20 protein-coding genes are annotated in these 19,497 nt (G+C 73.0%); 11 read left to right on the top strand and 9 right to left on the bottom strand.

The genetic code is table 11. The annotated features are described in order from the left end of the window. The first annotated feature begins 184 nt into the window (after window positions 1-184). From ectA to thpD, 4 genes are all read left to right on the top strand, one after another. Window positions 185-742 carry a diaminobutyrate acetyltransferase gene (ectA, locus tag AB6L24_RS10520; RefSeq protein WP_405654498.1) on the top strand — a complete coding sequence of 186 codons (558 nt, stop codon included), beginning with the start codon at window positions 185-187 and terminating at the stop codon, window positions 740-742. Window positions 743-852: 110 nt separating this feature from the next. Further along, window positions 853-2,124 (top strand): diaminobutyrate--2-oxoglutarate transaminase, encoded by a 1,272-nt coding sequence (ectB, locus tag AB6L24_RS10515; RefSeq protein WP_405654496.1) that lies wholly within the window; start codon window positions 853-855, stop codon window positions 2,122-2,124. Window positions 2,125-2,163: 39 nt separating this feature from the next. Continuing rightward, entirely contained in the window at window positions 2,164-2,568 is a 405-nt protein-coding gene (locus AB6L24_RS10510) for an ectoine synthase (RefSeq protein WP_030358882.1), read from the top strand. 64 nt (window positions 2,569-2,632) lie between these two features. Beyond that, window positions 2,633-3,532 (top strand): ectoine hydroxylase, encoded by a 900-nt coding sequence (gene thpD, locus AB6L24_RS10505; RefSeq protein ID WP_405654494.1) that lies wholly within the window; start codon window positions 2,633-2,635, stop codon window positions 3,530-3,532. Window positions 3,533-3,642: 110 nt separating this feature from the next. Here thpD and AB6L24_RS10500 read toward each other — a convergent pair whose 3' ends face one another. Continuing rightward, the gene (locus AB6L24_RS10500; RefSeq protein WP_405654491.1) at window positions 3,643-4,713 is read right to left on the bottom strand and encodes an alkene reductase; all 1,071 of its coding nucleotides are present in this window, start codon (window positions 4,711-4,713) and stop codon (window positions 3,643-3,645) included. A 165-nt stretch (window positions 4,714-4,878) separates the two neighbouring features. Between AB6L24_RS10500 and AB6L24_RS10495 the strand changes: the two genes are divergently transcribed. Then, window positions 4,879-5,418: a MarR family winged helix-turn-helix transcriptional regulator gene (locus tag AB6L24_RS10495; RefSeq protein WP_405654488.1), complete on the top strand. Its 540-nt coding sequence runs from the start codon at window positions 4,879-4,881 to the stop codon at window positions 5,416-5,418. Window positions 5,419-5,530: 112 nt separating this feature from the next. Here the strand turns inward: AB6L24_RS10495 and AB6L24_RS10490 are convergent, their stop codons facing one another. The 3 genes from AB6L24_RS10490 to AB6L24_RS10480 form a co-directional block, all read right to left on the bottom strand. After that, entirely contained in the window at window positions 5,531-6,715 is a 1,185-nt protein-coding gene (locus tag AB6L24_RS10490; protein WP_405654485.1) for an aminotransferase class V-fold PLP-dependent enzyme, read from the bottom strand. 124 nt (window positions 6,716-6,839) lie between these two features. Beyond that, on the bottom strand, window positions 6,840-7,586 hold the full coding sequence (locus AB6L24_RS10485; RefSeq protein WP_405654482.1) for a DsbA family oxidoreductase: 747 nt from the start codon (window positions 7,584-7,586) through the stop codon (window positions 6,840-6,842). Window positions 7,587-7,967: 381 nt separating this feature from the next. After that, window positions 7,968-8,351, bottom strand: a complete 384-nt coding sequence (locus AB6L24_RS10480; protein WP_405654479.1) for a winged helix-turn-helix transcriptional regulator — start codon at window positions 8,349-8,351, stop codon at window positions 7,968-7,970. Window positions 8,352-8,413: 62 nt separating this feature from the next. Between AB6L24_RS10480 and AB6L24_RS10475 the strand changes: the two genes are divergently transcribed. Further along, window positions 8,414-9,535: a Gfo/Idh/MocA family protein gene (locus tag AB6L24_RS10475; protein WP_405654476.1), complete on the top strand. Its 1,122-nt coding sequence runs from the start codon at window positions 8,414-8,416 to the stop codon at window positions 9,533-9,535. An 18-nt stretch (window positions 9,536-9,553) separates the two neighbouring features. Here the strand turns inward: AB6L24_RS10475 and AB6L24_RS10470 are convergent, their stop codons facing one another. Further along, window positions 9,554-10,180, bottom strand: a complete 627-nt coding sequence (locus AB6L24_RS10470) for a DUF1349 domain-containing protein (RefSeq protein WP_380851204.1) — start codon at window positions 10,178-10,180, stop codon at window positions 9,554-9,556. Window positions 10,181-10,184: 4 nt separating this feature from the next. Next, window positions 10,185-11,726: an aldehyde dehydrogenase (NADP(+)) gene (locus AB6L24_RS10465; RefSeq protein ID WP_405654473.1), complete on the bottom strand. Its 1,542-nt coding sequence runs from the start codon at window positions 11,724-11,726 to the stop codon at window positions 10,185-10,187. Window positions 11,727-11,911: 185 nt separating this feature from the next. On the opposite strand from AB6L24_RS10465, the gene AB6L24_RS10460 reads away from it, so the two are divergent. From AB6L24_RS10460 to AB6L24_RS10440, 5 genes are all read left to right on the top strand, one after another. Next, on the top strand, window positions 11,912-12,685 hold the full coding sequence (locus AB6L24_RS10460) for an IclR family transcriptional regulator (RefSeq protein WP_030358873.1): 774 nt from the start codon (window positions 11,912-11,914) through the stop codon (window positions 12,683-12,685). A 165-nt stretch (window positions 12,686-12,850) separates the two neighbouring features. After that, window positions 12,851-13,888 (top strand): hypothetical protein, encoded by a 1,038-nt coding sequence (locus AB6L24_RS10455; protein ID WP_405654470.1) that lies wholly within the window; start codon window positions 12,851-12,853, stop codon window positions 13,886-13,888. Between the two features lie 20 nt (window positions 13,889-13,908). Next, window positions 13,909-15,249 carry a sensor histidine kinase gene (locus AB6L24_RS10450; protein WP_405657120.1) on the top strand — a complete coding sequence of 447 codons (1,341 nt, stop codon included), beginning with the start codon at window positions 13,909-13,911 and terminating at the stop codon, window positions 15,247-15,249. A gap of 64 nt (window positions 15,250-15,313) precedes the next feature. Further along, complete coding sequence (locus AB6L24_RS10445; protein ID WP_405654467.1) at window positions 15,314-15,979, top strand: response regulator; 666 nt, start codon at window positions 15,314-15,316, stop codon at window positions 15,977-15,979. Between the two features lie 90 nt (window positions 15,980-16,069). Beyond that, window positions 16,070-17,515: a peptidoglycan D,D-transpeptidase FtsI family protein gene (locus AB6L24_RS10440; RefSeq protein WP_405654464.1), complete on the top strand. Its 1,446-nt coding sequence runs from the start codon at window positions 16,070-16,072 to the stop codon at window positions 17,513-17,515. 102 nt (window positions 17,516-17,617) lie between these two features. On the opposite strand, the gene AB6L24_RS10435 is transcribed toward AB6L24_RS10440, so the two are convergent. From AB6L24_RS10435 to AB6L24_RS10425, 3 genes are read right to left on the bottom strand one after another with little or no spacing between them, the layout of a single operon-like run. Further along, entirely contained in the window at window positions 17,618-18,376 is a 759-nt protein-coding gene (locus tag AB6L24_RS10435; protein WP_405654461.1) for a hypothetical protein, read from the bottom strand. 1 nt (window position 18,377) lies between these two features. Next, the gene (locus tag AB6L24_RS10430; RefSeq protein ID WP_380851222.1) at window positions 18,378-18,716 is read right to left on the bottom strand and encodes a PadR family transcriptional regulator; all 339 of its coding nucleotides are present in this window, start codon (window positions 18,714-18,716) and stop codon (window positions 18,378-18,380) included. Further along, window positions 18,713-19,465, bottom strand: coding sequence for a CPBP family intramembrane glutamic endopeptidase (locus AB6L24_RS10425; protein ID WP_405654458.1), 753 nt, complete (start codon window positions 19,463-19,465; stop codon window positions 18,713-18,715). The genes AB6L24_RS10430 and AB6L24_RS10425 overlap by 4 nt, the downstream gene beginning before the upstream one ends. Window positions 19,466-19,497: the final 32 nt, after the last annotated feature.

Below are 19,497 nucleotides of genomic sequence, written 5' to 3'. Positions count from 1 at the left end.
CGGTTACGCCGCTGTGACGCACTCCACAGAGGGCCCGTTATGTCGGATATAAATCCGGCCATACCGCCACAAAACCTCGGCCGCTCATGCGGGCGCCCGCGCCTGCGTGATAACACATGGAAGCGCCGCGCGTAACCCCTTCCCCCGATGCAATCCCAGAAATTGCTCGGTAAATTCAATCCGCATGACCGCTGCACAAGCCGATCTACCGACCGACCTGCAAGCGAAATTCCGAGAAATGCCCGAGGGCCTGCGGCTCGACAGCCCCGACGTCGCCGACGGCGCCGCGATCTGGCGGATCGCCCGCGACTCGAAGGTCCTCGACCTGAACTCCTCGTACAGCTACCTGCTGTGGTGCCGCGACTTCGCGGCGACATCCGCCGTGGCCAGGGACTCGGGCGGCGAGCCCGTCGGGTTCATCACCGGCTACATCCGCCCCGACAAGCCGCGCACCCTGGTGGTCTGGCAGGTGGCCGTCGACCACGCGCAGCGTGGCCGGGGCCTCGCCGGTGCGCTGCTCGACGGGCTCGCCGCGAAGGTCGCCGCCCGCCCCGGGTTCGACGCCCTGGAGACGACCATCTCGCCGGGCAACACCGCCTCCGAGCGCCTGTTCACCTCGTTCGCGAAGCGCCACGGCGCCCGCGTCGAGCGGACCGTGCTGTTCGACGCGGCCCTGTTTCCCGGCGACGACGGCGGGCACGAGCCCGAGGTCCTGTACGACATCGCCCCACTGTTCCGCTGACCGGCCGGCAGCCGCGCCGCCGGAGGCCTGACGCACCGTCACATGCCCCCGGCACGATCCCAGTCCACTCAGAACCCCTCACGATCAATCCATCTCCCAGGAGATCCGCTGTGACCATCACCCAGCCCGACCTGAGCGTCTTCGAGACCCTGGAGTCGGAGGTGCGCAGCTACTGCCGCGGTTGGCCCACTGTCTTCGACCGCGCGCAGGGCAGCCGCATGTTCGACGAGGACGGTCATGAGTACCTCGACTTCTTCGCGGGGGCCGGCTCGCTCAACTACGGCCACAACAACCCGGTCCTCAAACGCGCTCTCATCGACTACCTGGAGCGCGACGGCGTCACGCACGGCCTCGACATGTCGACGACCGCGAAGCGCGCGTTCCTGGAGTCGTTCCAGAACCTGATCCTGCGCCCGCGCGACCTGCCGTACAAGGTCATGTTCCCGGGCCCGACGGGCACCAACGCGGTGGAGTCCGCGCTGAAGCTGGCCCGCAAGGTCAAGGGCCGCGAGTCGATCGTGTCCTTCACGAACGCCTTCCACGGCATGTCGCTGGGCTCGCTCGCGGTGACCGGCAATGCCTTCAAACGGGCGGGCGCGGGCATCCCGCTGGTGCACGGCACGCCGATGCCCTTCGACCACTACCTCGACGACTCGATGCCGGACTTCCTCTGGTTCGAGCGGCTCCTGGAGGACCAGGGCTCGGGCCTGAACAAGCCCGCCGCGGTGATCGTGGAGACCGTGCAGGGCGAGGGCGGCATCAATGTCGCGCGCGCCGAGTGGCTGCGCTCGCTCGCCGACCTGTGCCGCCGCCAGGACATGCTCCTGATCGTCGACGACATCCAGATGGGCTGCGGCCGCACCGGCGCGTTCTTCTCCTTCGAGGAGGCGGGCATCGTGCCGGACATCGTGACGGTGTCCAAGTCCATCAGCGGCTACGGCCTGCCCATGTCGCTGTGCCTGTTCAAGCCGGAGCTGGACGTGTGGGAGCCGGGCGAGCACAACGGCACCTTCCGCGGCAACAACCCGGCGTTCGTCACGGCCGCCGCCGCCCTGGAGACGTACTGGGCCGACGGCTCGGCCATGGAGAAGCAGACCCAGGCCCGCGGCGAGCAGATCGAGCAGGCCCTGGTCGCGATCGCCGACGAGAACGGCGACGCCATCGCGGAGTACCGCGGCCGCGGCCTGGTCTGGGGCATCGAGTTCCGCGACAAGCCGCGCGCCGGCGCCATCGCCAAGCGCGCCTTCGAACTCGGCCTGCTCATCGAGACCTCAGGACCCGAGAGCGAGGTCGTCAAGCTCCTCCCGGCCCTCACCATCACGGCCGAGGAACTCGACGAGGGCCTGCGCACCCTCGCCCGCGCGGTCCGCGAGACCGCCTGAACACGCACACCGCACGCACAGACAAGGAAACGACTCACCGTGATCGTCCGCTCGTTCAAGGACATTGAAGGCACCGACCGGCACGTCAAGGCCGCATCGGGCACCTGGGAGAGCAAGCGCATCGTGCTCGCCAAGGAGCGCGTCGGCTTCTCGCTGCACGAGACCGTGCTCTACGCCGGCACGGAGACGTCCATGTGGTACGCCAACCACATCGAGGCCGTCGTCTGCACCGAGGGCGAGGCCGAGCTGACCAACGACGAGACCGGCGAGAAGTTCACCATCACGCCGGGAACGATGTATCTGCTCGACGGGCACGAGAAGCACACGATGCGCATCAAGAAGGACTTCCGCTGCCTGTGCGTGTTCAACCCGCCGGTGACGGGCCGCGAGGACCACGACGAGAACGGCGTGTACCCGCTGCTCACGGAGCCGGAGACGGTCTGAACCGCAGCGCGCGGCAAGGGCATCCCGCACAGGGCCGTACGAGAGAGGAGAGGCAGGCAACACCATGACCACCGCACCCGGACGCACCGCCGACCTGTACCCGACCCGAGGCGCCGAAGAGGTCCTCATCGAGCGCAAGGACCCCGTGGTGTGGTCCGCGCCGGGTACGCCGGGGCCCTTCACCGGCGAGGACCTGGCGGGGTTCGAACGTGACGGCTTCCGGGCCGTCGAGCAACTGCTCACTCCCGCGGAAGTCACGGAGTACCACGCCGAGTTGGAGCGGCTCGTGAACGACCCGGCGATGCGCGCGAACGAGCGCTCCATCGTCGAGCCGCGCTCCCAGGAGGTCCGGTCCATCTTCGAGGTGCACCGGATCAGCGAGGTCTTCGCCCGCCTCGCCGCCGACCCGCGCGTGGTCGACAGGGCGCGCCAGATCCTCGGCTCCGACGTGTACGTCCACCAGTCCCGGATCAACGTCAAGCCGGGCTTCGGGGCGTCGGGCTTCTACTGGCACTCGGACTTCGAGACCTGGCACGCGGAGGACGGCCTCGCGAACATGCGGACCGTGTCGGTGTCGATCGCGCTCACCAAGAACCACGACACCAACGGCGGGCTCATGATCATGCCCGGCTCGCACCGGACGTTCCTCGGCTGCGCGGGCGAGACGCCGCGGGACAACTACAAGAAGTCCCTGCAGATGCAGGACGCGGGCACGCCGTCCGACGAGGCGCTGACCAAGCTCGCCGGGGAGTACGGCATCCGGTTGTTCACCGGCGAGGCGGGCTCGGCGACCTGGTTCGACTGCAACGCCATGCACGGCTCCGGCGACAACATCACGCCCTACCCGCGCTCGAACGTCTTCCTCGTCTTCAACAGCGTGGAGAACACCGCGGTCGAGCCGTTCGCGGCGCCGGTGCGGCGGCCCGAGTACATCGGGGCGCGGGACTTCACGCCGGTGGGGTGACGTCCTGACGCGTTCTGACGTGCCCTGACGCGTTCTGACGCACAGCTGACGGCGGTGGCCCGGCACCTCTTGGGTGCCGGGCCACCGCCGTCACGGCTTCTCGCGGACGGTCACGCCGTCGGCAGCGCCGGGTAGTCCGTGTAGCCCGTGGCGTCGCCGCCGAAGAACGTCGCCTTGTCGGGCGTGTTGTACGGGCCGCCCGCCTTCAGGCGCGCGGGCAGGTCCGGGTTGGCGAGGAAGAGGGCGCCGAAGGACACGATGTCGGCGGTGCCGTCCTCGATCAGACCCAGGTCGTCGGGCCCGGTGGGCTCCTCGGTCGAGGGATTCAGGATGAACACGCCCCCGAACTCCTTGCGCACCCGCTGGACCAGGTCCCGGATCGGGCCGACCTCCATGACGTGCACGTACGCCAGGTTCAGGGCGCCGAGCTCCTTCGCGAGGGCGATGTAGGCCTCGTCCGGGTCGGGCTCGTGGATGCCGTTCAGCTCGTTGCCGGGCGAGAGGCGGATGGCCGTGCGCGCGGCGCCGATCTCGGCGGCGACGGCCCGGGACACCTCGACGGCGAAGCGGATGCGCTTCTCCGGGGATCCGCCCCACTCGTCGGTGCGCTGGTTGGAGCCCGGCGCGAGGAACTGGTGGATCAGATAGCCGTTGGCGCCGTGCAGCTCGACGCCGTCGAAGCCCGCGTCGATCGCGTTGCGGGCGGCCTCGACGAACTCGCCGATGGTGGCGCGCACCTCGTCGCCGGACAGCTCGCGGGGCGTGATGAAGTCCTTCGGTCCCTCGTGCGTGTAGACCTGCCCGGCCGCGGCGATCGGCGAGGGGCCGACGTTGATCAGGCCGTCCGGGAGCAGTGAGGGGTGGCCGATGCGGCCCGCGTGCATGATCTGGGCGAAGATCCGGCCGCCCTTGGCGTGCACCGCGTCGGTGACCTTGCGCCAGCCCTCGACCTGCTCGGCGCTGTGCAGCCCCGGGGTGTCCGGGTAGCCCTGGCCCACCGCGGAGGGCTGTACGCCCTCGGTGATCACCAGGCCGGCACTGGCGCGCTGGGCGTAGTACTCGACGACGAGGTCGGTGGGGACACCGCCCGCGCCCGCCCGGCTGCGGGTCATCGGCGCCAGGGCGATGCGGTTGGTGAGGGACACGCCGTGCAGGTCGATCGGGTCGAATGCGGTGGTCATCACAGCTCCAGGGCGTACGAAGATTGGTCGGCCAAGTAATTCAACCGAGAGCCACTGTAGCGCATTCCTTGGCCGACCAAGTTAATCTCGGAGGGGAACCAGGACGACACTGGTGGAGGATGGCGACGGCGGACAGGGCCGGGCCGGTGAAGGGCAGGAGCTGCGATGAAGGCCGACACAGGGACGGCGGGGGCCGCACAGGCCGACCCCGCGTGTAGGGAGCGGCTGCCGCTGGCCGCCCAGGACGGGCCGGTCAGCATGACGATCAGCCGGGTGGCCCGGCTGCACCGGATCGTGGCGGGCAAGCTCCTGAAGGGCCTCGGCCTCTACCCCGGCCAGGAATTCGTGATGATGCACCTGTGGGACGCGGGCCCGGTACGCCAGTCCGACCTCATCAAGACCCTCGACCTCGACCCGTCGACGGTCACCAAGATGCTCCAGCGCCTGGAGCAGGCCGGGCACGTGCGGCGGCGGCCCGACCCGGACGACCGCCGGGCCGTGCTCGTCGAGGCGACCGACTCCAGCTGCGGGCTGCTCACCGAAGTGCGGCGCTCCTGGGGCGAGTTGGAGGACCACACCCTCGCCGGGCTCGACCCCGCCGAGCGCGCGGAGCTGGCCCGGCTGCTCGGCCGGGTCGAGACCAACCTCTGCGTGGAGACGGCGGACTGCCCGGAGGAGGCGCGGCGGGCGGCGCTGCGCAGGTAGGACGGGCCAGGGCCTGCCGGGGCGGCGCGGCCTCGGCCGTGCGGCCCGCCCCTGCTCCTCAGCCCGCCCCGGCCCCTCAGCCCGCCCCGGCCTTTCAGCTCGCGCCTGCTCCTCAGCTCGCGCCGAGAGCCTCCAGGAGCCGGTCCACGTCGGCCTCCGTGTTGTACAGGTGGAAGGCCGCCCGCAGCTGGCCCGCGCGGTCCGACACCTCGATGCCCGCCGCGCTCAACTCCGCCTGGCGGACGCCGAGTCCGGGTACGGACACGATGGGCGAGCCCGGCGACGCCACCGGCTCGTGACCGCGCTCCGCGAGTCCGGCGCGGAAGCGGTCCGCGAGCGCCAGGTCGTGGGCGCGGATCGCGGCCACGCCCAGCTCCTCGATCACGGCGAGGGCGTGCCGCGCGCCCGCGTACGCGAACAGGCTCGGGCTCTCGTCGAACCGCCGCGCGGAGCGGGCGAGTTCGGTGACCGGGCCGTAGCAGCTGTCCCAGGGGTGCTCGCCCGCGACCCAGCCCGCGAGCAGCGCGGGCACCCCGCCGAAGGCCCCGGGGGCGTCGGGGTCCTCGGGGCCGTCGGGGACCACGAAGAACGCCACGCCCCGCGGGCACGTGAGCCACTTGAAGGCCACCGACGACAGGAAGTCCACGTCGGCGATGTGCTCGACGAGGTCGAGCCAGCCCGTGGCCTGCGAGGCGTCCAGGTAGAGGCGGGCGCCGTGCGCGCGGGTCGCGGCGCGCAGCGCGGGCAGGTCGGCGATCCGGCCGTCCGCCGACTGCGCCGCCGACACCGCGACCAGGGCGGTGCCCGGGCGCACGGACTCCGCGATCCGCTCCAGCGGGACGGCGCGGACCTTGAGGTCGGCGCGCATGTGGAAGGGGTTCACCGTCGAGCTGAAGTCGCCGTCGGCGGTGAGGACTTCGGCGCCCGCGGGCAGCGAGGCGGCGACCAGGCCGCTGTACACGGCGACGGACGCGCCCGCCGCGACCCGGCTCGGCGCCACCCCGACCAGGCGCGCGAAGGCGGCGCGGGCCGCCTCCACGTCCGCGAACATGTCGGCGGGGCGGCCCTCCGCCACGGACAGGGCCGCCTCGTGCATGGCCCGGACGGCGCGGCCCGGCAGGAGGCCGGTGCTCGCGCTGTTCAGGTAGGTGGTGCGGGGAGTGAACTCGGAGCGTACGAGCTTCTCGAAGGCCGCCGGTGTCGTGGCGGGACTCGAAGCGGTCTGGACGGTCTGGACGGGGCCCTGGCCGGAAGTCTCCATGGGGTCACTGTGCCGCCTCGACCGGGCCCGGTCCATTGCGGATGCCTGACCCGTACCGCTTAGCGACGCTTACTCATGGGCTTTGACCAGGGGGGATGCCGTCCGGCGCGGGGCGACGGCCAGTGCGGGTCGGCGCCCTGCCGGCTCCGGTCGGATCGGGTCAGGCGCCCGGCACCGCGCAGCCGTCGGGGCCGCAGGCGTCGCCGTCGGTGCCGTCGGTGCCGTTCGACGGGCCCTCTGCGAGCACCGTCAGCGGTGAGCGGGCCTCCCACGCCTGCTCCAGCGCCTGCGTGAAGACCTCCGCGGGCTGGGCGCCGGAGACGCCGAACTTCCGGTCGAGGACGAAGAACGGCACGCCGTTCGCACCGAGCTCGGCCGCCTCGCGCTCGTCGGCGCGGACCGCTTCGGCGTACGCGTCGGGGTCGGCGAGGACCGCGCGCGCCGCGTCCGCGTCGAGGCCCGCGTCGGCGGCGAGGGCGATCAGGCGCTCGTCGTCGTCGAAGACCGAGCGCTCCTCGGCGAAGTTGGCGCGGTAGAACGCGCCGATGAGGCGGTCCTGGGTGTCCTGGCCGCCCTTCTCCTTCGCGAAGTGCAGGAGGCGGTGCATGTCGAAGGTGTTGCCGTGGTCGCGGCCCTCGGTGCGGTACGCGAGGCCCTCGGCCGCCGCGTTGTCGCCGAGGCGGCGTTCGGCGTCCTTCGCCTGGTCCTCGGTCATGCCGTACTTCTGCGCCAGCATCGGGATCACGGCGGCCGTGTCGCCCTTCGGGCGGTTCGGGTCCAGCTCGAAGGAGCGGTGGATCACTTCTACGGCGTCCTGGTGCGGGAAGGCCTCGAGGGCCTTCTCGAAGCGGGCCTTGCCCACGTAGCACCAGGGGCAGGCGATGTCGCTCCAGATCTCGACGCGCATGTGGTTCTTCCTCGGGTCGTACGAAACGGAGACGTCCTCCGCGTCTGGTGCAACCCTGGTCCGGCCTCCCCCATTCCCGCCGCTCCGCGCCGGATCCTCTCCCACCCCGCCCACCCGTTTCCAGCCCACCGCGGGCTCCTGGCCGCCTGTGCCAGGTCCGGTCGTTCGGCGACTGCGGGCCGTCCGTCTTTTCGCCGCTTCGCGGCGGATCTCCCACCCCGCCCGCCCGTTTCCAGTCGGACGCAGGCTTCTGGCCGCCTGTGCCACGGTCAGCCGTCCGGCGTCTGCATGCCGTCCGCCCCCTGCCCTGTGGGCAGCTGGGCCGCCAGGGGCGGCACGGGTGGGCACAGCCCCGGTCGAGGGCACCTGTGCGGGCCGCGGTCACCCCGGATGGGGCCCGAAGCGGTGGGTGTTCGTGCGGATCCACGTGCGGAGGTGGGCCAAGGGCTCCAGTGCGCCCCGGCCGAGGGGCGTCAGCTCGTACTCCACGCGGGGTGGGACCTCCGCGAAGACCGTGCGGTGGACCAGGCCGTGGTCCTCCAGGCGGCGGAGGGTCTGGGTGAGGACCTTGGGGCTGACGCCCTCCAGGCGGGTGCGGAGTTCACCGAAGCGGTGGGGGCCGTCCTCCAGGGCGGTGATCGCGAGGCCCACCCACTTGGTGGCCAGCAGTTCGAAGATCTCCCGGCCGGGGCACAGCAGGCCGTAGATGTCGTGCCGGTGCTCCGCGGCCGCGGAGGGCGGCGTGAAACGGCTCTGAGCTGTCATGGTTTCCAGAATATAGTTGGTGCCCTTGCGGGTGATCAGGGCCCGGGCCGTACGGTCCGGGCATGATCGAGAACACCGGGAACCCCGCCGTCGGCGTCGGCGTCGTCGGCCTCTCCGCCCGCTCCGGCTGGGCCCCCCACTCCCACCTCCCCGCCCTCACCCGCCTCCCCGGCTACGCCCTGCGCGCCCTGGCCGCGTCGACACCGGAGTCGGCCCGCGCCGCGGGCGAGAAGTACGGGATCGACCGCGCCCACGCCGGTGCCGCCGAGCTGGCCGCGGACCCGGCGGTGGACCTGGTCGTGGTGAGCGTCCGCGTGCCCCGGCACCGGGAGGTGATCCTGGCGGCGCTCGCGGCCGGGAAGCACGTCCTGTCGGAGTGGCCGCTGGGCAACGGCGTGGTGGAGGCCGAGGAGCTGGCCGCGGCGGCGGCCCGCGCCGGGGTGCGGACCTTCACCGGGTTGCAGGCGCGTTCGGCGCCCGCCGTGCGGCACCTGCGCGACCTCGTCGCCGACGGCTACGTCGGCGAGGTCCTGTCCACGAGCCTCGTCGCGTCCGGCCGCCGCTGGGGCCCGACCTTCGAGCCGGGCGGCGCCTACCTCCTGGACAAGGGCAACGGCGGCACGATGCTCACCATCCCGTTCGGCCACACCGTGGACGCGCTGGCCCTGGTGCTCGGCGAGTTCACGGAGGTGTCGGCGACGACGGCGACCCGGCGGCCGGTCGTACGGGAGGAGGGCAGCGGGCGCGCCGTCCCGATGACCGTCGAGGACCAGGTCGCGGTCACCGGGCGGCTCGCCTCCGGCGCCGTCGCCTCCGTGCACTTCCGGGGTGGGCTCTCGCGCGGCACCGACTTCCACTGGGAGATCAACGGCACGGACGGCGACCTGGTCGTGACCGGGGACCACGGGCATCTGCAGCAGGCCCGGCTGACGGTGCGGGGCGCCCGCGGCGCGGACGCCCACCTCGCCGAACTGCCCGTACCCGGGCGGTACTTCGACGTCCCCGAGCTGGACGGGCTGCGTGCGGAGCCCGCGTACAACGTCGGGGTCCAGTACGCCCGCATCGAGCGCGACCTGCGCGAAGGCACCCGCACCGTGCCGGACTTCGCGCACGCCGCCCGGCGCCAGCGGCTGCTCGACGCGATCGGGCGGGCCGCCGCGACGGGGACGCGCGTCACGCTCTGACGGCGGGACCGGACCGGCTCAGGAGCCGTCGCGCAGGCCCTTCGGCCAGTTCGGGCGGAACTCGATCTCCTCGAACGTCACCACGCACCCCTCGCCCTGCGGCGACTGCGCGAGGAAGCCGACGAGCGCCGCGGCGGCGGCCTCCGCGTCACCGAGCTGGAAGATGCGCACGAACGTCCAGTGCTCGCCGTCCGTCGAGGCGTGGAAGGCGAACGCCGTGCCCGTGCGGCTGATCCGCAGCCAGACGCTGGAGCCGTCCACGACGAAGGCGTTGGCGTCGTCGGAGCGGCCCCGGGTGACCACCGTGCAGATGGTGGGGCGGTCCGGGGAGCGCTCGAAGCAGAGCTTGGCCCACTCCCGCTCCCCCACGTGCAGGTAGAGCACGCCCGCGTCGAAGGCGGCGGCGAAGCCGACGGTGACGCGGGCGATCAGCTGGAAGTCCCCCTCGGGCGCTCCGAGCAGCCGCGGCGCGTCGGACGCCGGGTCGAGGGCCTCGCCGGTGGGCGGCACGAAGCGGTCCTGGCGGGGTCCCGCCCAGCCGGTGAGGGCGCCGTTCTCGTAGCTCCAGTCGCCCTCGGGGCCGTACGGCCGCAAGGGGAAGGGGAGTTCGGGCAGGGTGAGGCTTCCGGTCTGCTTGGCGTTCATGCCGTCAGTGTTCCAGGCGGCCGTCGTAGCGGCGCGGCAGACCGAGGGGATTGTCGTCGTGGAGTTCCGGCGGCAGGAGCGCCTCGGGGGTGTTCTGGTACGCGACGGGGCGCAGCCAGCGCTCGACGGCGGTGCCGCCGACGGACGTGGAGGTGCTGGTGGTGGCGGGGTAGGGGCCGCCGTGCTGCTGGGCGGGGGCGACGGCGACGCCGGTGGGCCAGCCGTCGACGAGGACGCGTCCGGCCAGCGGGGTCAGTTCGGCCAGGAGCCGGGTGCCGCGGCCGTCGGCGGCCGGGTCGCCCGCGGCCTCCTCCGCGGACAGGTGCACGGTCGCGGTGAGGTTGCCGGGGAGCCGGGCGAGCACCGCGGTGATCTCGGCGTCGTCCGTGTACCGGGCGACGACGGTGACGGGGCCGAAGCACTCCTCCAGGAGCAGGTCGTGCGGGCCCTCGGCGGCGAGGCGGGCGGCCGGGACGGTGAGGAACCCGGCGGTGACGGTGTGCTCGTCGGCCGCTCCGGGCGCCACCGGGGCGCTCACGTCGGGCAGTTGGGCGCGCTCGACGACCCCGGCGACGAAGTTGTCGCGCATGCGGTGGTCGAGGAGTACCCCGGCGTCGGTGGCGCCGACGGCCTCCGTCAGGGACTTCAGGAGGCGGTCGCCGCCCGCGCCCTCGGGGGTGAGGACCAGGCCGGGCTTCACGCAGAACTGACCGACGCCGAGGGTCATGGAGCCCGCGAGGCCGGTGCCGATCTGCTCGCCGCGCTCGGCGGCGGCGGCCTCGGTGACGACGACCGGGTTGAGGGAGCCGAGCTCGCCGTGGAAGGGGATCGGCACGGGGCGCGCGGCCGCCGCGTCGAACAGGGCGCGCCCGCCGCGTACCGAACCGGTGAAGCCCGCCGCCGCGACCAGCGGGTGGCGGACCAGGTCGACGCCCGCCTCGAAGCCGTGCACCAGGCCGACGACGGCCTCGGGCAGCCCGTGGCGCCCGGCGGCCGCGCGCAGGACGGCGGCGACGCGCTCGGAGGTGTCGGGGTGGTCGGGGTGCGCCTTGACGACGACGGGGCAGCCCGCGGCGAGGGCGCTGGCGGTGTCGCCGCCGGGCACGGAGAAGGCGAAGGGGAAGTTGGAGGCGGCGTAGACGGCGACGACGCCGAGCGGGATCTTGTAGCGGCGCAGGTCGGGGACGGGGGGTGTGGCGGCGCCGTCGGGGTGGTCGATGACGACGCCGAGGTAGGCGCCCTCGTCGACGAGGTCCGCGAAGGCCCGCAACTGGTAGCGGGTGCGGGCCAGTTCGCCGGTGAGGCGGGCGGTGCCGAGGGCCGTCTCGGCGTCCGCGGTCGCGACCAGGTCGTCCTGGGCCGCGTCCAGGAGGTCGGCCGCGGTGCGCAGGAAGGCCGCGCGTGCGGTGCGGTCGGCCAGCGCGGCGCGCGCCGCGTGCGCGGCCGTGACGGCGTGGTCCACGTCCCGCGCGGTGGCCTCGGCGGCGACCTGCGCGCGCCGCTTCCCGGTTCGGGGGTCCACACTCCAGACTGGTGCTGCTGCCACCGCGGGTTCCTCCAGGGGTTGCCGTGCGGGCCGGTGTCCGCGGCCCGGATGTCACGAGCCGCTCGCCGTGCGTCGGATCTGCTGCCACTCACCAGGGGCGTTCGATATGCTGAACGCCGTCCCCGATGATGAATCGCCGGGGACAGTGGAGACTATTTCCTGTCGGACGTGAGGGGTCAAGGGCGATGTCGGCTGGGGAGACGGGCGGGGGCGCGCAGGTCAAGTCCGCGGTGCGGACGGTGGAGTTGCTGGAGTTCTTCGCGGGGCGGCCCGGGATGCACGCCCTGGCCGACGTCCAGGAGGCCGTCGGGTACCCGAAGTCCAGCCTCTACATGCTGCTTCGCACCCTCGTCGAGCTGGGCTGGATCGAGACGGACGCGACCGGTACGCGGTACGGCATCGGGGTGCGGGCGCTGCTCGTCGGCACGTCGTACATCGACGGCGACGAGGTGGTCGCGGCGGCCAGGCCGACGCTCGACCGGCTCTCGGACGACACCACGGAGACCATCCACCTCGCCCGTCTCGACGGCACGAACGTGGTCTACCTGGCCACCCGCCAGTCCCAGCACTACCTGCGCCCCTTCACGCGCGTCGGCCGGCGCCTGCCCGCCCACTCCACGTCGCTCGGCAAGGCGCTGCTCGCCTCCCACACCGACGAGCAGGTCCGCAAGATGCTCCCCGAGACGCTGCCGTCGCTGACCGAGAACACGATCACCGACCGCGAGAAGCTGATCGAGGAGCTGCACGCGGTGCGCGAGCAGGGCTTCGCCGTGGACCGCGAGGAGAACACCCTGGGCCTGCGCTGCTTCGGCGTGGCCATCCCCTACCGCACGCCCGCGCGCGACGCCATCAGCTGCTCGGTGCCGGTGGCCCGGCTCACGCCCGCCCACGAGCAGATGGTCAAGGACGCGCTGTTCGACGCGCGGGACCGGCTGACGCTGGCCACGCGGCGGCTCTGACGCCCCCCGGCACGCCGGTCACGCGGGGGCACTGACGCCCACCCGCCCCACCGCGCGGCTCCCCCGTCCCCTCCTCGCGGTCCTGTGTCCCCTCCCCCGTGCGGCGGAGGCGGTTCACCGGCAGGCAGGAGGTGGTGGGCGGGGGCGCAGCGGGAGCGTGGAGGCATGAGCCAGACACTCGTCCCCGCCCCGGCCGCCGGCCGCGGCGCGCACCCCTCCCCCGGCAGGCTCCGGCCGCTGCTGCGCGCCGTCGCCGTGGCCGCCTGCCTCCCCTACCTCTTCCTGAAGGTCGCCTGGATCGCCGGGAGCCACATCGGCATCCCGGAGGGCAGCTCCCTCCTCGACCACCGCGGCCTGATGGCCGTCGCCAACAGCGTCACCGTCCTCATGGACGGCGCCGTCATCGTCCTCGCCCTGCTCCTGACCCGGCCGTGGGGCAGGCGCGTACCGGCCTGGCTGCTCGGCCTGCCCATGTGGGCCGCGACCGGGCTCCTCCTGCCGATCATGGCCGGGTTCCCGGCGCAGCTCGCCGTGCGGGCGCTCGGCGGATCGGTCAACAACGCCGAGGACACCGGCCGCGACGCCTTCCTCCACGAGTGGGTGTTCGGGGTGGTGTACGGCGGGTTCATCCTCCAGGGCCTCAGCCTGGGGCTGCTGTTCGTCCTGTACGCCCGCGACCGGTGGGGGCACCTGTGGCGGGGCCGCGTGTGGGACCTGCCGAAGGCGAGCCCGGGCGGGCGCGCGACGCGGGTGTGCGCGGTGGCGGCCGCGGCGGGCGCCCTGTACCCGGCCGGGCTGCGGCTGCTGTGGGCGGGCGGTTCGACGCTCGGCCTGAACGCGTCGCGCGCCGACGGGCGCACGTCCGACTTCCACGTCCTGTCCGCCCTGGACTTCGGCTACCTCGCCGCGGCCGTGGCGGGCGTCCTGGTGCTCGCGTTCCGGCGGCTGCCCGCGCTGCCCGTGAAGGTGCCGCTCGCGCTCGCCCTCGCCGGGTCGGCGGCGGTGGCGTGCTGGGGCGCCTGGATGTTCGTGACGTCGTTCGCGGGCACCACGGACGTCGCCGACCGGCCCACGTCCGCGATGCTCCTGTCCTACGCTGTGCAGATGATCATCGGAACGCTCGTGGCCGTCACGGGGGCACGCTTCCTCAAGGAGCGGGCGGCCACGCTCGCCGGGAGCACGGGGCGGACGGGCACCGCGTGAGACAGCTCCCCCCGCACGGCGTGCGGCGGTTCGCCGCGGCCCTGGTCGGGCGGCGAACGCGGCGGCGGTGGATCCACCTGATCCTCGGCGGCGCGCTCGCCATGCCGTATGTCTTCGTCGGCTCGACGATGGCGGGGCCGCTGCTCGGCGAGAGCATGATGTTCGGCTCGTTCGCCTCCCAGCTCCTGTCGTTCGCGTTCGGCCTCCCGCTCGCCGCGATCACCGCGCTGTTCCCGCTGACCCGGCCGATGTCGGTGGCGGCGGTGCGGGCGCTGTGCCAGGTGCCCGACGCGTCGCTGGCCGACGGGCCGCCGCGGTCACGTGCCGCGCGGGGGCGCACCGTGGCCTGGTTCACGCTGCACCTCGGCTTCGGCGGGGTCATCAGCGGGATGACGCTCGGGCTCGTACCGTTCGCGACCTTCCAGATCCTCCTGCCGGTCTTCGTGGGCCTCGGGGACTCCTGGCTCGGGCTCCCCGAGAACCTGCAGAAGCCCTGGGTGCTCGCGATCGGGCCGGTCACGGGCACCCTGTTCCTCGTCGCGCTCGCCGGGTGCGTGGCGGGGGCGGGTGCCCTGCTCGCCCGCTGGGCGCCGCTGCTGCTCGGGCCGACGCCCGCCGACCGCCTCGCCGACGCCGAGCGCCGCGCCGCCGACCTCGCCGTGCGCAACCGGCTCGCCCGCGAGCTGCACGACTCGGTGGGCCACGCGCTGAGCGCCGTCACGCTCCAGGCGAGCGCGGCCCGCAAACTGCTCGACCGGGACCCGGAGTTCGTCCGCGAGGCCCTGGCCGCCATCGAGGAGACCACCCGGCGGACCGTCGGCGAGCTGGACACCGTCCTCGGGGTGCTGCGCGAGGGCGGCGAGCGCGGCTCGACGGCGCCGGCGCCCACGCTCGGCGGCGACCTCGCCGGGCTCCTCGACCGCACCCGGGCGGGCGGCCTGCGCGTCGACGCGGACATCGACCCCGAGGTGCTCCGCACATCGGGGTCCGGGTACGCCGAGGCGCTGCCGCCGATGGTGTCCCGCGAGGGCTACCGCATCGTGCAGGAGGCCCTCAGCAACGCACTCAAGCACGCCGGAGCGGACACCGTCGTGACGCTGCGCGTCGCCCTCGACGGCTCCGGCCTGGAGATCGTCGCCGAGAACCCGCTGCCCGCAGCCGGGCCCGCGTCCACCCGCCCGGGCGGCGGCCACGGCCTCAGCGGCATCGCCGACCGGGCCCGCCTCCTCGGCGGCACCGCGCAGGCCGGACCCGTCGGAGGACCGTCCGACGCCGCCGCCCCGGCCGACGGCGCGGCCACCGCCACGGCCCCCACCACCTGGCGACTCCACGTACGACTGCCCCTGCGGGGGCCCGCCTGACCCGCACGCCCCGGACGAACCGGACGCCCCGCGCCACCTGAACGACCCGCACGAAGGGACCCCCATGACCGACCCCGCCGCCCCGCTGCGCATCGTCCTCGCCGACGACGAGCGCATGGTGCGCACCGCGCTGCGCGCCATCCTCGCCGCCGAGCCCGACCTGGAGATCGTCGGCGAGGCGGCGACCGGCGCCGAGGCGGTGTCCGTGGTGCGCGAGCTGCGGCCCGACGTGGTGCTCATGGACGTACGCATGCCGGAGATCGACGGCATCCGCGCCACCGAGCAGATCCTCCAGACGATGCCCGAGCCGCCCCGCATCGTCGTCGTCACGACCTTCGAGAACGACGCGTACGTGTACGAGGCGCTGCGCGCCGGGGCGTCCGGCTTCCTCCTGAAGCGGGCCGAGGCGGAGGCGCTGGTGCAGGCGGTGCGCCTGGTGGCGCGCAGCGACTCGCTGCTGTTCCCCGCGGCCGTGCGGGCCCTCGCCGCCGAGCACGGGCGCCCCGAGGCCGCGCGAGCGCCGTGGATCGCGCGGCTCACCGGGCGCGAGAGCGAGGTGCTGCGGCTGATGGCGGCCGGGCTCACCAACGCGGAGATCGCCGAGCGGATGGAGGTCGGCCCGGCGACCGTGAAGACGCATGTGGCGGCCGTCCTCGCGAAGACGGGGGCGCGGGACCGCACCCAGGCCGTGATCGCGGCGTACGAGGCGGGCTTCATGAAGAGCGCGTGAGCGGAACGCTTCATGAAGAGCTCCTGAGAAAACGGACACATCGCCGCAAGAGGGGAACGGAAGGCGGAGGCGTGCTCGTCCTTCTGTGGGATGAACAAGACGATCAGGCACACCTCGGTGTTCGTGCTGCTCCTGGTGCTCGCCCTGCTTGTGCGGGCGACCTGGGTGCAGTTCCACGACTCGAAGGCACTCGCGGACGACCAGCTGAACCGGCGCAACGCGATCGAGCAGTACGCGTACCCGCTGGGCGACATCATCGTGGGCGGGGACGCCGTCACCGGCTCGAAGCGCACGAAGGGCGGTGACCTGGCGTACAAGCGCACCTACAAGGACGGCCCGCTGTACTCCGCAGTCACCGGCTACAGCTCACAGGTGTACGGCGCCACGCAGCTGGAGGGCATCTACAAGGACCTCCTCGACGGCACCGACAACCGTCTCAAGAACCCCCTCGACACGCTCACCAACAAGCGTGCCGACCCCGGTGACGTCCTCACGACCATCGACCCGGCCGTGCAGAAGGCCGCGTACAAGGCCCTCGGCGACAAGAAGGGCGCGGCCGTCGCCGTCGACCCGAAGACCGGGAAGATCCTCGGCATGGTCTCCACGCCGTCCTACGACCCGTCGAGGATCAGCGGTTCCACCGACGGCGACGCCTGGAAGGCGCTCACCTCCGACGAGGACAAGCCGATGGTGAACCGCGCGCTGCGCCAGCCGCTGCCGCCCGGCTCGACGTTCAAGCTGGTCGTCGCCGCGGCCGCGCTGGAGAGCGGGCTCTACGGGTCGGTCGACGAGAAGACCGCGAGCCCCAATCCGTACACGCTGCCCGGGACGCGGACCGTCCTCAAGAACGAGAACTCCTCCGCTCCCTGCGAGGACGCGACCATCCGCACCGCCCTGCGGTACTCCTGCAACAACGTCTTCGCCAAGATGGCCGTCGACCTCGGGCAGGACAAGGTCAAGGCCCAGGCCGAGAAGTTCGGCTTCAACACCGACAAGCTGGACGTGCCCGTGCGGGCGGCGAAGAGCTCCTACCCGTCCGGGATGGACAAGGCGCAGACCGCGCTCACCGGCATCGGACAGTTCGACGTCACCGCCACGCCGCTGCAGATGGCGCTCGTGTCCGCCGCGATCTCCAACGGCGGGGAGCTGGCATCGCCGCACATGGTGTCCAAGGTGACCGACGCCGACGGGAACGTGCTGCGGGACTTCGGTGACGGGGGCTCCGAGCGGGTCATGAGCGCCGGCACCGCCGAGGGGTTGCAGTCCGCCATGCGGACGGTCGTCGAGCAGGGTACGGGGACCAACGCGCAGATCGACGGGGCCGTCGTGGGGGGCAAGACCGGTACCGCCCAGCACGGTGAGAACAACTCCAAGACGCCTTACGCCTGGTTCACCTCGTACGCCAAGGGGGACGGCGGCAAGGAGGTCGCTGTCGCTGTGATCGTGGAGTCGTCCGGGGCCGCACGGGAGGAGGTCAGCGGGAACGGGCTGGCTGCGCCTGTGGCTGCGGCGATGATGAAGGCGGCTCTACGCTGACCGGGACGCCGACCCTCGCCCCTGCCACCTGCCTCCACCGCTGTGGGCAGCTGGGCCGCCAGGGGCGGCACGGGTGGGCACAGCCCACGACCGACGGTGCGCCTACGGACGGCGGCTACGCCAGCGGCGCCACGCCACGAACAGGGCCACCGGCACCGCCGCCCCCGCCACGAGGCCCGTGACGTAGCCCAGGCCGGAGGCCGCGTCTCCGTCCCGGAGGGCGGCGGTCACGCCGGACGTGGCCAGGGCGAGCGCCAGGAGGCCAAGGAGGGCGTAGAAGCGGGGGCTGAAGTAGGTGCGGCGGGTCGGAGGTGCCGGGACCGTGGACAGTTCGGCCGCGGGGCCGAGGCTCGCCGCGCGTGGGCGTTTGAACCAGGCGTAGATCAGCCAGTCGCCGCAGGCCTCCCAGCCCTCCGGCGCCAGGCGCTCGTCAAGGCCCTCGCGGCCCCGCGTGACCAGCTCCCGCCGGTACTCCCACCGCTGGGGGCGGTCCAGGTCCCGGTGGCAGACGAACCGTCCGACGGCGTCGACCCGCCGCATCTCCCACCCCTCGTCGCCGAACCGGCCGAGCAGTTCCTCGTCCACGAAGGTGTCGGCGGTCCACCGCCACACCTCCACCCGCGAGTCCCCCTCGGCGGCCGGAAGCGGATCCTCCGCCATCGCCCCGGGCGCCAGCTCGCGCGCGAACTCCTCGACCGGCCCGAACTCCTCCTCCGCCGTGCCCCCGCTCTCCGCGAGGTGCGCCGCGAGGTCCGCGACGGTCGTCCGGACGTGCTCGGCGGGCAGCCCCAGCTCCCGCAGCCGCGCGCCGAGGTCGTCCAGGTACGCCGAAGCCGTCCCCGCCGTGTTCGTCGAGCTCATCTCACTTCACTCCCGCCTTCGCCAGTACTCCACGTACCGATCCGTCGAACGCCAGCCACAACTCGCCCTGCTGGGAGAGGACTTCGCGGCCCTCGGCCGTGAGGGAGTAGTAGCGCCTGCCCGGGCCCTTCTCCGTCGCCCGGAACTCCGCCGCCACCAGGCCCGCCTCCTCCAGGCGGTTCAGGACCGGGTAGAGGGTGCCGCCCTTGATCTGTCCGAAGCCCGCCGCGCCGAGCTGCTTGGCGATCTCGTAGCCGTAGCTCTCGCCGTCGGTGAGGGAGGCGAGGACGAGGAGATCCAGGACGCCCTTGAACCAGCTCGCGCGCCGGTCCGCGGTCACGCCGTGCCGCCCTGGGGGTGGGGGAGTTCGGGCGCGGGGATCATCAGGTCGCGGACGCTGATCATGGCGTGCACGGCGATGGGCAGGAGCAGGCTCCCCGTGGCCAGGTACAGGCCGGTGAGGAGCGCGCCGAAGAGGGCGAGGACGACGATGCCGGTGCCGCCCTGGTACCAGCCGGCGAGGGCGTACACGGCGAGCGAGAGCGCCGCCGCCAGGTAGGGGTCGAGGCCGAGGGCGCCGACGCCGAAGGCGATGAGCAGGCCGCGGTAGACCAGTTCCGCGCAGACGCCGTCGGTCACGGCGGCCGCGATCGCGAGCCGCCGCTCCGTGCCGGTGCGCGGCAGCATCGCCTCGATGGCGGCCCGGCCGGGGATGTGCTTGCCCTCCTTGGCCAGCTCCCGGAAGGACCTCCCGGACGCGACGGCGATCACGGCGAAGAGGAGCACCACGGGGAGGAAGAAGGCCGGGTCCTCCGGCAGGGCCAGGCCCAGGTCCTTCGCCTTCGCTCCCTGCGAGAGCAGCAGGGTGCTCGCCGCGAGGGCCGCGAACGCCCACCAGAGCGTGATCGAGAGCGTGAAGTAGCGCACGAGCGCGCGCGGTTCGGTGGCGCGGCGGCGCGCCAGTGAGGCGTACATCCTGCGGCCGAGCCAAGGCTCGACGAGCAGGAGGTAGGCGCCGAGCGCGCCCGCGACGGCCGTGGCGGCACCGGAGAACTCCGGTGCGAAGTCCGTCGTGAGGATGGGTGACATGGTCGTGCTCCCCCTGGTCTTGTGAACTACCT

The sequence above is a fragment of the Streptomyces sp. RK9 genome (assembly GCF_045070545.1).
Lineage (GTDB): Bacteria > Actinomycetota > Actinomycetes > Streptomycetales > Streptomycetaceae > Streptomyces > Streptomyces alboflavus.
The sequence above is the reverse complement of the archived record's forward strand: the minus strand, read 5'-3'. Positions and strand labels throughout refer to the sequence as shown.